This is a genomic window from Brevundimonas sp. TWP3-1-2b1 (assembly GCF_049896165.1).
Lineage (GTDB): Bacteria > Pseudomonadota > Alphaproteobacteria > Caulobacterales > Caulobacteraceae > Brevundimonas > Brevundimonas subvibrioides_B.
Genome location: NZ_JAFCTT010000003.1, coordinates 27,428 through 42,738 on the forward strand (window position 1 = coordinate 27,428; position 15,311 = coordinate 42,738).

At 66.8% G+C, this 15,311-nt stretch carries 15 protein-coding genes; 1 reads left to right on the top strand and 14 read right to left on the bottom strand.

The annotated features are described in order from the left end of the window. Positions 1–49: 49 nt before the first annotated feature. From pnp to coaBC, 13 genes are all read right to left on the bottom strand, one after another. Positions 50–2,287, bottom strand: a complete 2,238-nt coding sequence (pnp, locus tag ACP7AB_RS03610; RefSeq protein ID WP_425990434.1) for a polyribonucleotide nucleotidyltransferase — start codon at positions 2,285–2,287, stop codon at positions 50–52. 245 nt (positions 2,288–2,532) lie between these two features. Beyond that, complete coding sequence (rpsO, locus tag ACP7AB_RS03615) at positions 2,533–2,802, bottom strand: 30S ribosomal protein S15 (protein ID WP_077353982.1); 270 nt, start codon at positions 2,800–2,802, stop codon at positions 2,533–2,535. 15 nt (positions 2,803–2,817) lie between these two features. Further along, positions 2,818–3,747: a tRNA pseudouridine(55) synthase TruB gene (truB, locus tag ACP7AB_RS03620; protein ID WP_425990432.1), complete on the bottom strand. Its 930-nt coding sequence runs from the start codon at positions 3,745–3,747 to the stop codon at positions 2,818–2,820. 43 nt (positions 3,748–3,790) lie between these two features. After that, a complete protein-coding gene (gene rbfA, locus ACP7AB_RS03625; RefSeq protein WP_425990430.1) occupies positions 3,791–4,249 on the bottom strand; it encodes a 30S ribosome-binding factor RbfA in 459 nt (152 codons plus the stop codon). Positions 4,250–4,345: 96 nt separating this feature from the next. After that, positions 4,346–5,035, bottom strand: coding sequence for a DUF2459 domain-containing protein (locus tag ACP7AB_RS03630; RefSeq protein WP_425990428.1), 690 nt, complete (start codon positions 5,033–5,035; stop codon positions 4,346–4,348). After that, a complete protein-coding gene (locus ACP7AB_RS03635) occupies positions 5,035–5,547 on the bottom strand; it encodes a hypothetical protein (RefSeq protein WP_425990426.1) in 513 nt (170 codons plus the stop codon). The genes ACP7AB_RS03630 and ACP7AB_RS03635 overlap by 1 nt, the downstream gene beginning before the upstream one ends. A 116-nt stretch (positions 5,548–5,663) precedes the next feature. Beyond that, complete coding sequence (infB, locus tag ACP7AB_RS03640; protein ID WP_425990424.1) at positions 5,664–8,696, bottom strand: translation initiation factor IF-2; 3,033 nt, start codon at positions 8,694–8,696, stop codon at positions 5,664–5,666. A 128-nt stretch (positions 8,697–8,824) separates the two neighbouring features. Next, positions 8,825–9,505: an RNA-binding protein gene (locus ACP7AB_RS03645; RefSeq protein WP_425990422.1), complete on the bottom strand. Its 681-nt coding sequence runs from the start codon at positions 9,503–9,505 to the stop codon at positions 8,825–8,827. A gap of 15 nt (positions 9,506–9,520) precedes the next feature. After that, entirely contained in the window at positions 9,521–11,275 is a 1,755-nt protein-coding gene (nusA, locus tag ACP7AB_RS03650) for a transcription termination factor NusA (RefSeq protein ID WP_425990421.1), read from the bottom strand. Continuing rightward, entirely contained in the window at positions 11,275–11,868 is a 594-nt protein-coding gene (gene rimP / locus ACP7AB_RS03655; RefSeq protein WP_425990419.1) for a ribosome maturation factor RimP, read from the bottom strand. Before rimP ends, nusA begins: the two co-directional genes overlap by 1 nt. A 153-nt stretch (positions 11,869–12,021) precedes the next feature. After that, a complete protein-coding gene (locus ACP7AB_RS03660) occupies positions 12,022–12,384 on the bottom strand; it encodes a hypothetical protein (RefSeq protein ID WP_425990417.1) in 363 nt (120 codons plus the stop codon). A gap of 79 nt (positions 12,385–12,463) precedes the next feature. Further along, the gene (dut, locus tag ACP7AB_RS03665; protein WP_425990415.1) at positions 12,464–12,913 is read right to left on the bottom strand and encodes a dUTP diphosphatase; all 450 of its coding nucleotides are present in this window, start codon (positions 12,911–12,913) and stop codon (positions 12,464–12,466) included. 9 nt (positions 12,914–12,922) lie between these two features. Continuing rightward, positions 12,923–14,152, bottom strand: a complete 1,230-nt coding sequence (gene coaBC / locus ACP7AB_RS03670; RefSeq protein ID WP_425990413.1) for a bifunctional phosphopantothenoylcysteine decarboxylase/phosphopantothenate--cysteine ligase CoaBC — start codon at positions 14,150–14,152, stop codon at positions 12,923–12,925. A gap of 123 nt (positions 14,153–14,275) precedes the next feature. Between coaBC and ACP7AB_RS03675 the strand changes: the two genes are divergently transcribed. Continuing rightward, on the top strand, positions 14,276–14,773 hold the full coding sequence (locus ACP7AB_RS03675; protein WP_425990411.1) for an S-type pyocin family protein: 498 nt from the start codon (positions 14,276–14,278) through the stop codon (positions 14,771–14,773). A gap of 48 nt (positions 14,774–14,821) precedes the next feature. On the opposite strand, the gene ACP7AB_RS03680 is transcribed toward ACP7AB_RS03675, so the two are convergent. Further along, positions 14,822–15,235: a helix-turn-helix domain-containing protein gene (locus ACP7AB_RS03680; RefSeq protein WP_425990409.1), complete on the bottom strand. Its 414-nt coding sequence runs from the start codon at positions 15,233–15,235 to the stop codon at positions 14,822–14,824. Positions 15,236–15,311 lie beyond the last annotated feature (76 nt).

A 15,311-nucleotide genomic window follows, 5' to 3' on the forward strand; every position in this document is an offset into this window, starting at 1 on the left:
CCCGCTGTTCCCAGCGGGGCCTCGTTCATTTCAGGGCTGACGCCGACGTTTAGTCGCGACGCGGACGGCTGCGACCGCGATCGCCTCCGCCGCCTTCACGCTTCTTGCCGCCGCCGCCGGTGTCTTCGGTCAGGGCAGGCTCACCGCGTTCGGCGCGTTCGGCGTTGATCTTGTCCGTCAGGTCTTCACCCGTCGACTGATCGACCACCTTCATCGACAGCTTGGTCTTGCCGCGATCGTCGAAGCCCAGGAACTTGACCTTGACCTCCTGGCCTTCCGACAGGACGTCGGCCGGGTTGGCGACGCGTTCCAGAGAGATCTGGGACACGTGGACCAGGCCGTCCTTGGCACCGAAGAAGTTCACGAAGGCGCCGAAATCGACGACCTTCACGACCTTGCCGGAGTAGATCATGCCGGGCTCGGGCTCGGACACGATCGACGAGATCCAATTCTTGGCGGCGTCGATCTTCTCTTGATCCGAGGCCGCGATCTTCACCGTGCCGTCGTCCTCGATGTTGATCTTGGCGCCGGTCTTTTCGACGATCTCGCGGATGATCTTGCCGCCGGTGCCGATGATGTCGCGGATCTTGTCGACCGGGACCTTGATGGATTCGATCTTCGGCGCGTATTCGCCGAGCTCGGTGCGGGCGCCGTCAATGGCCTTGTCCATCTCGTCGAGGATGTGAAGACGACCGGCCGAGGCCTGGGCGATCGCCTTCTTCATGATCTCTTCGGTGATGCCGGCGACCTTGATGTCCATCTGCAGCGAGGTGATGCCGTCACGGGTGCCGGCGACCTTGAAGTCCATGTCGCCCAGGTGATCTTCGTCACCCAGGATGTCGGACAGGATGGCGAACTCGCCCGACGGCTCCAGGATCAGGCCCATGGCGATGCCCGAGACAGGCTTCTTCAGGGGCACGCCCGCGTCCATCAGCGCCAGCGAGGCGCCGCAGACCGAAGCCATGGAGGACGAGCCGTTGGACTCGGTGATCTCCGACACGATGCGGATCGTGTAGGGGAACTCTTCCGAGGTCGGCAGCATCGGACGGATCGCCCGCCAGGCCAGCTTGCCGTGACCGATTTCCCGACGGCCCGCGCCGCCCATACGACCGGTCTCGCCGACCGAGTAGGGAGGGAAGTTGTAGTGCAGGAGGAACTTCTCCTTGTAGGTGCCGGCCAGCGAGTCGACGTATTGCTCGTCCTCACCGGTGCCCAGGGTGGCGACCACGATGGCCTGGGTCTCACCCCGGGTGAACAGGGCCGAACCGTGAGTGCGCGGGAAGACGCCGACTTCCGAGACGATGTCGCGGACCTTGTCGAGCGCACGACCGTCGACGCGGTGGGCGTTGTCGATGATGTCGCGACGCAGGACGTGGGCTTCGCACTCCTTGAAGGCGACGCCGAACTTGGCGGAATCGACGCCGTCCGGGTTCTCGTCAGTCTTCACCAGGGCGGCCGAGGCCTTCTTCTTGGCGGCGCCGACGGCTTCATGGCGAGCATGTTTGCCCGGGTGGGTGTAGGCGGCCTTGATGTCCTCGCCGACCAGCGACTGGATCCGGGTGACGACGTCCGAGTGGTCCTCGGCGGTGAAGTCGAACGGATCCTTGGCGGCATGTTCGGCCATCTCGATGATCGCGTCGATCACCGGCTGCATGCCGCGGTGAGCGAACATCAGAGCGTCCAGCATGATCTGCTCGGACAGTTCCTTGGCTTCGGACTCGACCATCATCAGGGCGTCTTTGGTGCCTGCGACGACGAGGTCGAGCTGGGAGTCAGGCAGTTGGTCGAGAGTCGGGTTCAGCACGAACTCGCCGTCGATATAACCGACGCGCGCGGCGCCGATCGGGCCCATGAAGGGCACGCCCGACAGGGTCAGGGCGGCGGAGGTGGCGACCATGCCGACGATGTCGGGATCGTTCTCGAGGTCGTGCTGCAACACGGTGATGACGACCTGGGTCTCGTTCTTGAAGCCCTTGACGAACAGCGGGCGGATCGGACGGTCGATCAGGCGGGAGACCAGGGTCTCCTTCTCGGTCGGACGGCCTTCACGCTTGAAGTAGCCGCCCGGGATCTTGCCGGCGGCGAACGTCTTTTCCTGGTAGTTGACGGTCAGGGGGAAGAAATCGAGGCCCGGCTTGGGCGCGCGACCGTAGACGACGGTGGCCAGAACTATGGTCTCGCCATAGGTGGCCAGAACGGCGCCGTCGGCCTGACGGGCGATGCGGCCTGTTTCCAGCGTCAGCGGGCGGCCGGCCCAGTCGATCGTCTTGCGTTTGATATCGAACATGTTTCGTCTTTCGTAGCCCGGGCGGCGTATTCCGCGCGGGATCCCATCAGTGGGCTTGGATGCGTCGGGCGTTCAGTCCTTCGATCCATGGACCGCCGCGCCATCGCGATCGATCCGGGAGTTAAAGAGGACCGCTCTGGCCCTCGCGTCTGCACCAGTAAAAACCGTGGTGCCCGGCTGGTCTCTGGATGCGGAAAGAGGCGCGGACGTGGCCCGCGCCTCGAAACTGTTCCGCAGAACTGCGCTTAGCGGCGCAGGTTCAGCTTGGTGATCAGGGCGGTGTAACGCTCCTTATCGACCTTGGTCAGGTGGTCCAGAAGGCGACGACGCTGCGAGACCATCTTGAGCAGGCCGCGGCGCGAGTGGTTGTCCTTCTTGTGCGTCTTGAAGTGCTCGGTGAGGTTGGCGATGCGTTCCGAAAGGATCGCGACCTGGACCTCGGCCGAACCGGTATCGCCTGCAGTGCGGGCGTTCTCGGCGATGACTTCGTTCTTACGCTCTGGCGTAATCGACATCGTGTTTCTCCAGAATTAGAGATTGAATACGCGGTCGGGTTCTAGCCGGCCGGCCCGCATCTGACCGAGAGCGACGAGGGTCTGGCCCTGAAAGGCTGAAACGGTTCTGGAGCCGTCCCGAAGGCGGCTCTTGAGCGTCTCGACCTGTCGGGGGAGCAGAACGATCGGTCGTCCCTGACGAAGCGAGAAGGCGTCCTGTTCCGTAACGGCCAGCTCCGGGATGTCGTCCAGGGCGGTCGCAACGGGCAGCAGGCCTTCCAAGGCGGCGTCCCTATGCACCAGATCGGTCAGGAAATCCAGCGTGACGGCGTTCTCGACAGAAAACGGCCCCACCCGCTCGCGCCGCAGGGCCGAGACATGCCCCTCGGCGCCCAGCATCACCGCCAGATCGCGGGCCAGCGAGCGGACGTAGACGCCCTTGCCGGTGCGAATGGTCAGTTCGACATGGTCAGCGTCGGGCGCATCAGTGACCTCGGCCTCGTAGATGGTGACCCGGCGGCTCTCCAGCTCGAAGTCCGCGCCCTCGCGGGCCAGGTCATAGGCCCGCTGGCCATCAACCTTGATGGCGCTGAACCGGGGCGGGGTCTGGTCGATCTCGCCGACGAAGGTCGGCAAAACCGCGCGGACCGCCTCGGCTGTCGGGCGCACATCGGAACGGGCGATGATCTCGCCCTCGCGGTCCACACTGTCGGTCGAGACGCCCCAATTGATGGTGAAGCGATAGACCTTCTCCGCCTCCATCATGAAGGGCACTGTCTTGGTCGCCTCGCCCAGGGCGATCGGCAGGATACCGCTGGCAAGGGGGTCCAGCGTCCCGGCATGCCCGGCCTTCTGGGCGTCGAACAGGCGGCGGACCTTCGACACGGCGTCGGTCGAGCCCAGCTCGAACGGTTTGTCCAGGCACACCCAGCCGTTGACGACGAGGCCCTTTTTGCGGCGCCCCATCAGGCTTGGACTGCCGCGCTTTGCACTGCTTGATGCCGGACCATCAATCCTCGTCCTCGTCTTCAACGGGCGGCACGAAGGAGTCGGCGCGGACGCGGGGGTCGTCCAGCAGCCGGTTCAGGCGTTCAGCGGCGGCGAAGCTCTCGTCGTGGCGGAAGCGCAGGTCCGGCGTGAAGCGCATGTCGATATGGCGGCCCAGGGCGCCGCGCAGGAATTTAGCGTTTTCGTTCAATGCCTTGATGATCTCGTCGATGTGGCCGGCGGTGTCCGAGGTCTCGATCCCGGCGCCCAGCGGCTCGACGAAACAGGTGGCGTGCTTCAGGTCCGGCGATAGACGCACCTCGGTGACCGTCACGGAGACTCCGATCAGGGCGGGGTCGCGGATCTCGTTTTCGCGCATCACCTCGACGAGGGCGTGGCGGATCATCTCCGAGGCGCGCAGCTGGCGCTGGCTCACGGTTCCGGCCTTGGCGGCGGGTTTGGAGGGTTTTCGGTTGCTCATGGCGTTCGTCCTGTTCTCCGCCGGGGATCGGACCCGGCCGGGAAGCGACGCCGCGTCGGAGCCTTCTGACAGCGGCGAAACAAAAAGAGGCGCGGTCTAGTCCGGTCTGGCGCCGGTGTCCAATTCGGCGCGATCCACGGCGGCGATGACCTCTCCTGCAGTCACTGAGCGCAATGGACGGACGGGCAGTCCCGCCGCATTCAACACCCGCGCCATCCAGTTGTTGCACAGATAGCCGATCGAGAAATACTCCCGGCTGGCGAAGAAATGCGCGCCGTCGCCGTCCCGCGCCGTGGACAGGCGGGGGCGGCCCTCGACGAGCGTCAGCGAATCCTGGACCCGCCCGCGCAATCCGGCGAAGGCTTCGGGCGACAGGGTAAGGGTGCGGCGGCTGTCCGGCGGAAACCTCCGCGCTGGGTCGCCCATCTCCGGGTCCAGCATGACCACCGAGACGTTGCCCGGCCGGAAGAAGGCGCGCAGGCCGTCGGGGATCCGGTCTTCCATCGGCGATGTGTCGACGAAGAATTTCGCGTCGCCCCAGCCGATCAGTATCCAGTCGCCCGGTCCGATCGAGCGGGTCGCCTCGGCCAGGGGCCCTCCGCCCGCCTCCAGCGCCGCGCGGGGCACGGCGAGATCGGTGTGGAATCCATTGTTGAGGACGTGGACGGTGACGCCGGCTTCGCGCGGCGGCGGCTGCAGCACCGGGTCGCCCGGGCGGGTCCACGTCCACAGGGCCGCCACCAGTCCCAGAAATCCCGCCAGCAGTATCGCCCCCGCGATCCGCATCAGTCGGTCTCGGCGACCGTGAGGCGCGGCGGCAGGCTCCATTCGCCGCGATAATTGTAGGACAGCGTCACGCAGTGCCGAAACGTCCCGTCGGGCCAGCGTCCGGCGCCGTGCATGACTATCGGCCGCCCGGCCATGACCCTGCCCACCACGAGAAATGTGGCTTCGGCGCCGGGACATAGGGCCCGCGCAAGCCCCCGGCCGTCGCCTTCCTGGGCGATGGAATAGACGCTGCCTTCGTCGCTGCCCTCGGGGAGGACGCGTCGCGCCTGATCCGGGCCGCCGCGCGAGATGGTCGCGGAACCGCGCGCCGTGGTGGAGATGATCCGCCGGACGCTGACCGCGCCGAACCAGCCGCGCTCCACCTCCAGCGTCACGCCGCGCGTTAGGGCGGTCGTGACCCGGTCGGACGGGTCGAAAGCGAGGTAGCGAGTGTCTGCCGCCGCCGGTGTGGCCATGCCAGCCAGAGCGGCGGTGATCAGGATCAGGACGGCGAACATACGGTGAAGCATGGCGTCACTTCATACCGCGACTTGCGGCGGAAGGGAGGCCGACGCTGTCGACCTCCCAATCACACCAACCTCGCGCTCAAGCAGCGAGCGACCGCGTCGCGAGCGGTAGCGCCATGCTAGAGAGTGCGCTGGATCTCTTCGACGGTGAAGCACTCGATGTAGTCGCCGACCTTGATGTCGTGGAAGCCCTGGAAATGCATGCCGCACTCCTGGCCCGACGGCACCTCGTTGACCTCATCCTTGAAGCGCTTGAGCGTGGCGAGCGTGCCCAGTTCCAGCACGACGATGTCGTCCCGGATGATCCGGACCTTGGCGCCCTTGCGGACAACGCCCTCGGACACCCGGCAACCGGCGATCTTGCCGGTCTTGGAGATGTCGAACACCTGCAGCACGGCTGCGTTGCCCAGGAAGGTTTCGCGTTGCAGCGGGGCCAGCATGCCCGAGAGCACGCCCTTCATGTCGTCCAGCAGGTCGTAGATGATCGCATAGTAGCGGATCTCCACGCCTTCACGCTCGGCAAGATCCTTGGCCTGTTTCGAGGCGCGGACGTTGAAGCCGAGGATCGGCGCGCCGGCCGACTTGGCCAGTTGCACGTCCGACTCGGTGATGCCGCCGGCGCCGGAATAGATAACCCGGGCGCGGACTTCGTCGTTACCCATCTTCTCGAGCGAGCCCTGAATGGCCTCGCCCGAACCCTGGACGTCGGACTTGATGAGGACCGGCAGTTCCGAGATCTTCTTGGAGCCCAGCTTGGCCATCATGTCGACCAGGCTGACCTGGTTGATGCCGCCGGTGGCCTTCTCGCGCTTGATGCGGGCGCGGTACTCGGTCAGCTCGCGGGCGCGGGCTTCGTTCTCAACTACGGCCAGCGGTTCGCCGGGGCTCGGGGCCTCGTCCAGACCCAGGATCTCGACCGGCACGGACGGACCGGCCTCGGTCAGCTGCTCGCCGCGTTCGTTCAGCAGGGCGCGGACGCGGCCGAAGCTGGAACCGGCGACAACCAGGTCGCCCTTCCTCAGCGTGCCGCGCTTCACGAGGATGGTGGCCACCGGGCCACGACCCTTGTCCAGCTTGGCCTCGATGACCACGCCTTCGGCCGAGCGTTCCGGATCGGCCTTCAGGTCCATGACCTCGGCCTGCAGCAGGATGGCCTCGAGCAGGCCGTCCAGATTGGTGCGCGCCTTGGCCGAGATCTCGACGATCTGGGTGTCTCCGCCCAGAGCTTCGCCGATGATCTCGTACTGCAGCAGCTCGTTGATGACCTTCTGCGGATCGGCGTCCGGCTTGTCGATCTTGTTGACGGCCACGATGATCGGAGCGCCCGCCGCCTTGGCGTGCTGGATGCTCTCGATCGTCTGCGGCATGACGCCGTCGTCGGCCGCCACCACCAGGATGACGATGTCGGTGACGTTGGCGCCGCGCGTACGCATGGCGCTGAACGCCGCGTGGCCCGGGGTGTCCAGGAAGGTCACGGCGTCGCCGTTCGGCGTCTTCACCTGGTAGGCGCCGATGTGCTGGGTGATGCCGCCGGCCTCGCCCGCCGCCACGTCGGTGGCGCGCAGCGCGTCCAGAAGCGAGGTCTTGCCGTGGTCAACGTGGCCCATGATGGCCACGACCGGCGCGCGGGGCGTCGTCGCCTCGTCGTCGATGTCGTCGGACAGGAAGCCGGCCTCGACGTCCGACTCGGACACGCGACGCACGGTCATGCCGAATTCGTCGGCCACAAGTTCGGCGGTGTCGGTATCGATGACGTCGTTGATCTTCATCATCAGGCCCTGCTTCATCAGGAACTTGATGATGTCGACGCCGCGCACAGCCATCCGGTTGGACAGCTCCTGTACTGTGATGACGTCAGGGATGATGACTTCGCGCGGGCGGTTCGGCGCGTCGGTGGACCCGCCCTTGCGCTTCTCTTTCTCACGTTCACGGGCGCGGCGGACCGACGCCAGCGATCGCATCCGCTCGGCCGTATCGCCGTCGCCGGCCACGGACTGGATGGTCAGACGGCCTTCACGGCGCTTGGGCTCGCCACGCGTGCGGCTGACGGCCTTGCCGGCGTCGGAGAAACGCTTGTCGCGATCGTCCTCGGGCTTCAGCGGCTTGGCGAAGCCGCCGCCGGGGGCGCGGGCGGGGCGCAGAACGTTGGCCTCGGCCGGAGGGGCGTTCGGGGCGGGACGACCACCGGGGCCGGTGCGCGCGCCGCCGGGACGGGCCGCGCCGGCCGCAGGACGCGGGTTCAGCGCCGAATAGCGGACGGGCTCGGCCGGACGCGCGGGGGCGCCGGTCGGACGGGCGTTGGCCGGACGGTCGGAGTAGGATTTCTCACCACCACCCATGGCTTCTTCGCGCGCCGAGCGAGCGCCGAAGGCGGGACGGTCGATCGGCGCTCGGGCCGGGTTCGGGGCCTTGGGTACGCGCTGGCCGAAATTGACCACAGGACGCGCCGGCGGGGCCGGGCGAGCGGGAGCAGCCGGAGCCGGTTCGGGCGCGGCGGCGACCGGAGCGACCGGAACGACGGGCTCCGGGGCCGGCGGCGGCGGCGCGGCGACAGGCTTGGGAGCCAGCGGCGCACGAGCGGCGGGCTTGCCGGTCGGGGCCGGTGCGGCGGCGGTCAGCTTGGAGGCTTCGGCGCGTGCAGCCTCAGCGGCGGCGCGGGCGGCGGCGGCTTCGGCCTGGGCGGCGCTGGCGGCGGCGGCCGTAGCGGCGGCCTGCTCACGAGCGGCGGCGTCGCGACGCGCCTGTTCGGCGGCCTGCGCAGCGGCGCGTTCGGCCTGGGCCTGGGTCGCCGTCTCGATGGCGCGACGACGGGCTTCCTGTTCCTCGTTGGACAGGCGGCCGCCAGCGGGCTGTTGCATCTGCGGACGCGGCGCGGAGGTCTGCGGAGCCGGAGCGTCGGAACGTGGACGCGCGACGTCGAAGCCCTGCGGGCGCTGATGTCCGCCGACCGGAGCTCCCGGACGACGTTTGATTTCGACCGCCACCGTCTTGGTGCGGCCATGGCTGAAGCTCTGGCGCACGGTGCCGGTCGGGACCGATCCCACGGCACGCGGCTTCAGGCTCAGCGGCGCCCGTGGTCCCGTCGTCGACGGGGTTCCGGTGGGGGCCTGCGGAGTCTGGCCGTCGTTGGTCTTGTCGTTCTCGTCGCTCATCCGGTCGCTTTACTCGAGGGCGGAGAATTCCGCCGCGTCTTAGTCAAAAGTCGTCTCGTCACGCCAAAGCCTGGAAACGCAAAAAGCCGTGCGGCGTCTGCCTCTCGAAAGAGGCCTGACCCCGCCCGTCAATCCGCCCGTTCAGGCTCGTCCTTCGGGGCCTCGTTCGACCCGTTCCCGCTTGAGGAACCCGGATGGTCCGTGTCCCAGGCCGCAGGCCGAAGCGATCGAAATCCCGCCAGTCGTTCGACCTCGATGGTCCAGCGATCGGCTCTGCCGCCATGCAGCAGGACGGCGTGTATCGCATTTTCCAGCCCGAGGGCCAAACTCAAATCGTCCGCACTGAAAGCGCCGCAGACCTTGGTCGTCTGATGTCGTGCCAGGGCGACGAGCTTTCCGCGCCCGTCGGACGATCCGTCGGCGGCCTCGATCAGCCACGCGGCCTTGCCCGAGCGGATCGCCGCCGCGGATTTCTCGAAGCCGGAGATAAGCACGCCTTCGCGCCGGGCAAGACCCAGCTGGTCCAGACAGCGCCGGATCAGCAGGGTTTCAACCGTATCGGCGAGATCGGCCGACGGCTTCAGTTGGGCCTTGGCCGAGCGTGAGAACAAGTTTTTCTTCACAGCGGCGTCGATCGAGGCCCGCGAGGCCTCCACCCACATGCCGCGACCGGGAAGTTTCCGTCCAAGGTCGGGGGCGACGGCGCCGTCCGGGCCGGCGACGAAACGGATCAGTCGAGATTCATCCATGGCCTGGTGGGTCACCAGGTCCCGGCGCTCTCTATCGATCGTCGCGTCGCGAAGGCTCATGAACGGCGCACCTCATCACGCGTCTGGGGTCGGCGCGAGGTCGTCTTCGACCTCGGCGTATTCGGCGGTGACCTCGGCTTCGGCGTCGTCCTCCGGGGCGGCCTCGAACACGGCTTCGGGGTCGAAGTCGCCTTCGGCGTACTCGCCGCCTTCCTCGTATTCAGGCTCCGGCGGCTGCGGCAGTTCCGAGGCGTCGATCCAGCCGGCGGCCACGCGGGCCTGGAGGATCAGCAGTTCGGCGTCTTCCTGGGCCAGGTTGAAGCTCTCCAGAACACCGGCGACCTTGGTTCGCTCGCCGTTCTTCATCTCGTAGCCGCCGCGGATTTCGTCGGTGGCCAGATCGGCCAGGTCCTCGACCGTCTTGACGCCGCCTTCGCCCAGGGCGACGGCGATCGGCAGGGTCACACCCGGAACGGCCATGACCTCGTCCAGCACGCCCAGGGCGACGCGTTTGGCGTCCAGAATGGCGGATTGCTTCTCGAGATAGTCGCGGGCGCGGGCCTGCAGTTCCTCGGCGGTATCCTCGTCGAAGCCTTCGATCTCGGCGACTTCGTAGTTCTCGACGAAGGCCAGGTCCTCGACCGTGGCGAAGCCTTCGGTGACCAGCAGCTGGGCGATGACCTCGTCGACATCCAGGGCTTCCTGGAACAGCAGGGTGCGTTCCGAGAACTCGCGCTGGCGACGCTCTGAGTCCTGCGACTCGGTGATGATGTCGATCTGCCAGCCGGTCAGCTGGGAGGCCAGGCGCACGTTCTGGCCGCGACGGCCGATGGCCAGCGACAGCTGCTCGTCGGGCACAACCACCTCGACGCGGTCGGCTTCTTCGTCGAGCACGACCTTGGAGACTTCGGCGGGCGCGAGCGCGTTAACGATGAAGGTCGGCTCGTCCGGGTTCCACTGGATGATGTCGATCTTCTCGCCCTGCAGCTCGGCCACGACCGCCTGGACCCGCGAGCCGCGCATGCCGACGCAGGCGCCGACGGGGTCGATGGAGCTGTCGTTCGACAGCACGGCCATCTTGGCACGCGAGCCGGCGTCGCGGGCGGCGGCGCGGATCTCGATCACGCCGTCGTAGACCTCGGGCACTTCCTGAGCGAACAGCTTGGCCATGAAGCCCGGGTGGGCGCGCGACAGCATGATCTGCGGACCCTTGGCCTCCGGGCGGACGTCGTAGATGTAGGTCCGGATCCGGTCGCCGATATTGAACACCTCGCGCGGGATCGACTGGTCGCGGCGCATGATGCCTTCGCCCCGGCCCAGATCGACGATGGTGTTGCCGTATTCGACGCGTTTGACGGTGCCGTTGACGATCTCGCCGACACGATCCTTGAACTCTTCGTACTGGTTGGCCCGCTCGGCTTCGCGGACCTTTCCGGTAATGACCTGACGGGCCATCTGGGTCTGGACGCGGCCGAACTCGAACGGCGGCAGGTCCTCGACGTATTCCTTGCCGACCACGGCCTCGGCGTCGCGCTTGGACGCATCGGTCAGTCGGACCATGGCGCTATCGTTGAACTCCTCCAGCTCGTCTTCAGGCATCCAGTCGTCCTCGACGATGGTGACGTGACGGGTCAGAGCCAGTTCGCCCGTCTTCGGGTCGATCTTGGCGCGGATGTCGTGATGGGCGCCGTAGCGCGACTTGGCGCCCTTCTGGATGGCTTCTTCCAGGGCCTCGATCACGATTTCGCGGTCGATGTTCTTTTCCTGCGCGACCGCATTGGCGATCTGGAGCAGTTCCAGGCGATTGGCGGAAATACCGGTCACGGCCATCAGGCGTCGTCCTCAGAAGTCTTGGCGTTGTTTTGGTCTTCAGGCGCGCCTTCCGGCAGGCCGTCGTCTTCGGGCTCGCCCCGCGCGGCGCGGATCGCAGCCCCGCGCTTCAAGAGGGCGTCGTTCATGACCAGCTTGGCGTCCACCAGCCAGTCGAAGGGGATCAGGGCGGTCTCTTCCTCGCCGTCCAGATCGATGGCGATGTTGTCGCCGTCGGTTCCGGCCACGATGCCCTTGAAGCGTTTGCGCCCTTCGATCATCCGGTCGGATTCAAGCCGCGCTTCGAAACCCTCGTACAGGTCGAAGTCCTTGAGACGCGTCAGGGGCCGGTCGATGCCGGGCGACGAGACTTCCAGCAGATATTCGCCGGCAATGGGGTCGGCGGCGTCCAGCACCTCGGACATGGCGCGGCTCAGGCGGGCGCATTCGCCGACGTCGATGTCGTTGTCGATGGGCCGCTCGGCCATGACCTGAAGGCGGCGACGCAGGGTCCCGCCCATCAGACGCACGCGCACGATGTCCAGGCCGATCGATTCCGCGACGGGATCGATCAGCTCCAGGATCTGGCGGTCTTCGACGGTCTTGGCGCGCAAGTAGAGAAATCCGGGCAAAAGAAAAAGCGGTCGGCCATCCAAGGCCGCCGCTTTGAACGACGCCGTTGGACGCCGGTCTAACGATGTGGGAGCCCCTATAGCTCCGTCCCGTCGAAAGGGAAAGGGCGGACGCGAACGTCCGCCTTCCGGTTCCTAGTGGGAATGGGCCCGATGGCGATGTCCGCCGCCCAACAGGGTCCTGAGAAAGAAGAACACGGCGATGATCACCGAGAAGGCCAGGAACAGAGCCAGGACGGTCATCCAGAAGGTCATGCTCATCAGATCCGGCAGGGCGAACGCGCCCCCATCCAGCATCGGCCTCAGCAAGCCCACGATGATATAGACCAGGGTAGCGCCCAGGGCGGTGCTGAACAGGCCGCGCCACGCCGGCATCATGAAGGCGGCGATCAGGGCGATGATCAGGCCTACCACCTGGTTGACGCTGTCAAACCCGCTTTGAGTGAGGGCGAACAGCCCCTGCAGCAGGTTGCCCAGCTGGGCGACGAACTCTTCCATCACGCCACGCTCCGGATTTGCTACGGCCCAGCTTGGCCGTCGGCAGGGTTAACGCCGGTCTGCGGGAATGGATGCGCCCTTATCGGCCGGTGGAGCCGAAACCACCGGAGCCGCGCGCCGTGTCGTCCAGGGTCTCGACCTCGACCACGGTCGCCTGGGCCACGGCCGCGATAACCATCTGGGCGATGCGCTCGCCGCGTTTGATGACGAACGGCTCCTGGCCCAGGTTGATCAGGATGACCCCGACCTCGCCGCGATAGTCGCTGTCGATCGTCCCCGGGGTGTTCGGCGCGCTGATCCCATGTTTCAACGCGAGGCCAGAGCGCGGCCGGATCTGCGCCTCCCAGCCCTGTTCCAGCGCGATCTTGAGCCCCGTGGGCACAAGTGCCCGCGCGCCTGGCTCCAGCGTCATCGGCGCGTCATCGGGCACCGCGGCCCTCAGATCCATGCCCGCAGACCCGGCGGTCTCATAGGCGGGCAGGGCCAGGCCCTCGGCATGGGGCAGGCGCAGGATCCGAAGGGTGCTCAAGGCAGACTCTCAGGCTTTGGGAGAAAAATGATTGGCGATGCGGTCAACCAGGCGCGTGGCCACTTCGGTCTTGGAAAGGCGCGGCCAGGCGTCGGCCCCGTCCTTGGTCACCAGGAGGACCGTATTGCCATCGGTGCCGAAGACATCGGCCGAGACGTCGTTGCCGACGATCCAGTCACAGCCCTTGCGCGACAGTTTCGACCGGGCGTTGGCCTCCAGGTCTGTGGTCTCGGCGGCGAAGCCGATCACCAGCCTTGGCCGGTTCACTCCGGGCGCGGCGATGCCCGCCAGAATATCCGGGTTCTCGATCAGGCTTAGCGTCGGCGGCCCGCCCGGCGCCTTCTTGATCTTGCCGCCGGCGACCGTGTCGACGCGCCAGTCCGCGACGGCGGCCGAGAGCACCGCGATGTCGGCTGGAAGCGCCGCCTCAGTCGCCGCCTTCATTTCCATCGCCGTTTCGACGTCGATCCGGGTTACGCCGACCGGAACCGCCAGACCCGTCGGCCCGGAAACCAGCGTCACCTCGGCGCCTCGCAAGGCCAGGGCGGCGGCGATGGCGTAGCCCTGTTTGCCGCTGGACCGATTGGTCAGGCCCCGTACCGGATCGATCGGCTCGAACGTCGGGCCCGCCGTCACCACCGCCCGCCGCCCCGCCAGAGCCCGTCGGTCGGGGCCGGCCAGAAGATCGGTGATCGCGGCCAGGATCGCCGCCGGCTCGGCCATCCGCCCCGGGCCGAATTCGCCGCAGGCCATCTCGCCGTCGTCCGGCCCGACGACCGCCACGCCGTGGAAACCGTCAAACCCCTTCAACCGCGTGACATTGGCCTGTACCGCCGGATGCAGCCACATCCGCACATTCATCGCCGGCGCAAGCAGTACCCGCTTGTCCGTCGCCAGAAGCGTGGTCGAGGCCAGGTCGTCGGCCATGCCGTTCGCCGCCTTGGCGATCAGCCCTGCCGTCGCCGGCGCCACGACCACCAAGTCGGCCCAGCGCGACAGCTCGATATGCCCCATTGTCGTCTCTTCGTCGGGCAGGAAGAGGCCCATCCGCACGGGATTTCCGGTCAAGGCCGCCAGCGACAAGGGGGTGACGAACTCCGATCCGCTCGCGGTCAGCACGGCCTGCACCTCGCAGCCGGCCTTCTTCAGCAGCCGCACCAACTCCAGCGCCTTGTAGGCCGCTATGCCGCCGCCGACGATCAGCAGGATTTTTCGGGTCGTCAGGGCCGCGCTGGACATGACGCCGGTCTAGCCGCCGCGGCGCACGCCGTCGAGACGGCGAAAAAGAACATTGCAGGAACAAACAACCTGTGGCTAAGTCTCGTCTGCGGGTTTCAAATGGAGGGTGTGATGAGGGTTTGGATGACAACAGGCGTCGCCTTCGCGGCGATGCTGACCTTGACGGCTTGCGGCAACGGGGATTCAGCGGTCGAAACGCGGGATCGAACGGCCCAGGGGGCCGACGTTGCCCTGACATCGGGCGCGGGGTCTTCGGCCGGAACGACGTCGTTGGACACGGACGGAGCCGAGGCGACGGTCCTGACCGCAAATCGCCGCGAGACGGTCGATGAGAAGATCCAGCGCCTCTACGAACGCAACGGCGCGGACTTTGGCTCGCGGTCGGCCGAGGACTTTCTGGACAAGATCACCGCCTTCACGTCGCGGCCGCCTGCCGGTACGGACACCGCCACGCGTCCGAACGGTGACATCCTGCTGTATCAGGCCTCGACCAACACCTTCGCCGTCGTGGCGCGGGACGGTACAGCACGCACCATGTTCAAGCCCGACGACGGCCCGACCTATTGGGCCGCCCAGAAAGCGGCGGCCCCGACCTTCGGCCAGCGGCGATCCCAGAACTGACGGCCGGGGCGTCGGGGCGCATCGGGCGATAGCGGCCTCAACGGAAGCCTAGGCTTCTTCGGGCTTGCCGGTCATCTCGCGGATCATGTCCAGAGCCAACTTCTGCTGACGGCTGGACAGTTGCGGGGCCAGCCGCGCGATCTCGATGGTGTATCGGGTCGAGGGGAAGTCGTGATCGAAGGCGGCCGCGCCAGCCTCCCCCTCCGCCATTCCCGGTTGAGCACTCAACCCCTGGAAGAAGTATCCGACGTCCACCTTGAAGAAGCGAGCGATGTCCCAGAGCTTGGACGCCGAGATGCGATTGGCGCCCTTCTCGTATTTCTGGATCTGCTGGAAGGTCAGTCCCAGCGCCCGACCCAGATCGCTTTGATTATAGCCCAGGCTGATGCGCTTCTCGCACACCCGTCTGCCCACATGGCGGTCCACCGGGTGGGGACCATCCTCGCCGACACCTCTAACCATTGCTCGTCATACGCCTTGATTGAAACCGGCGACCTCATGCGCTCGTCCGGCCAAGCTGTCATCTGATTTCTGGGAA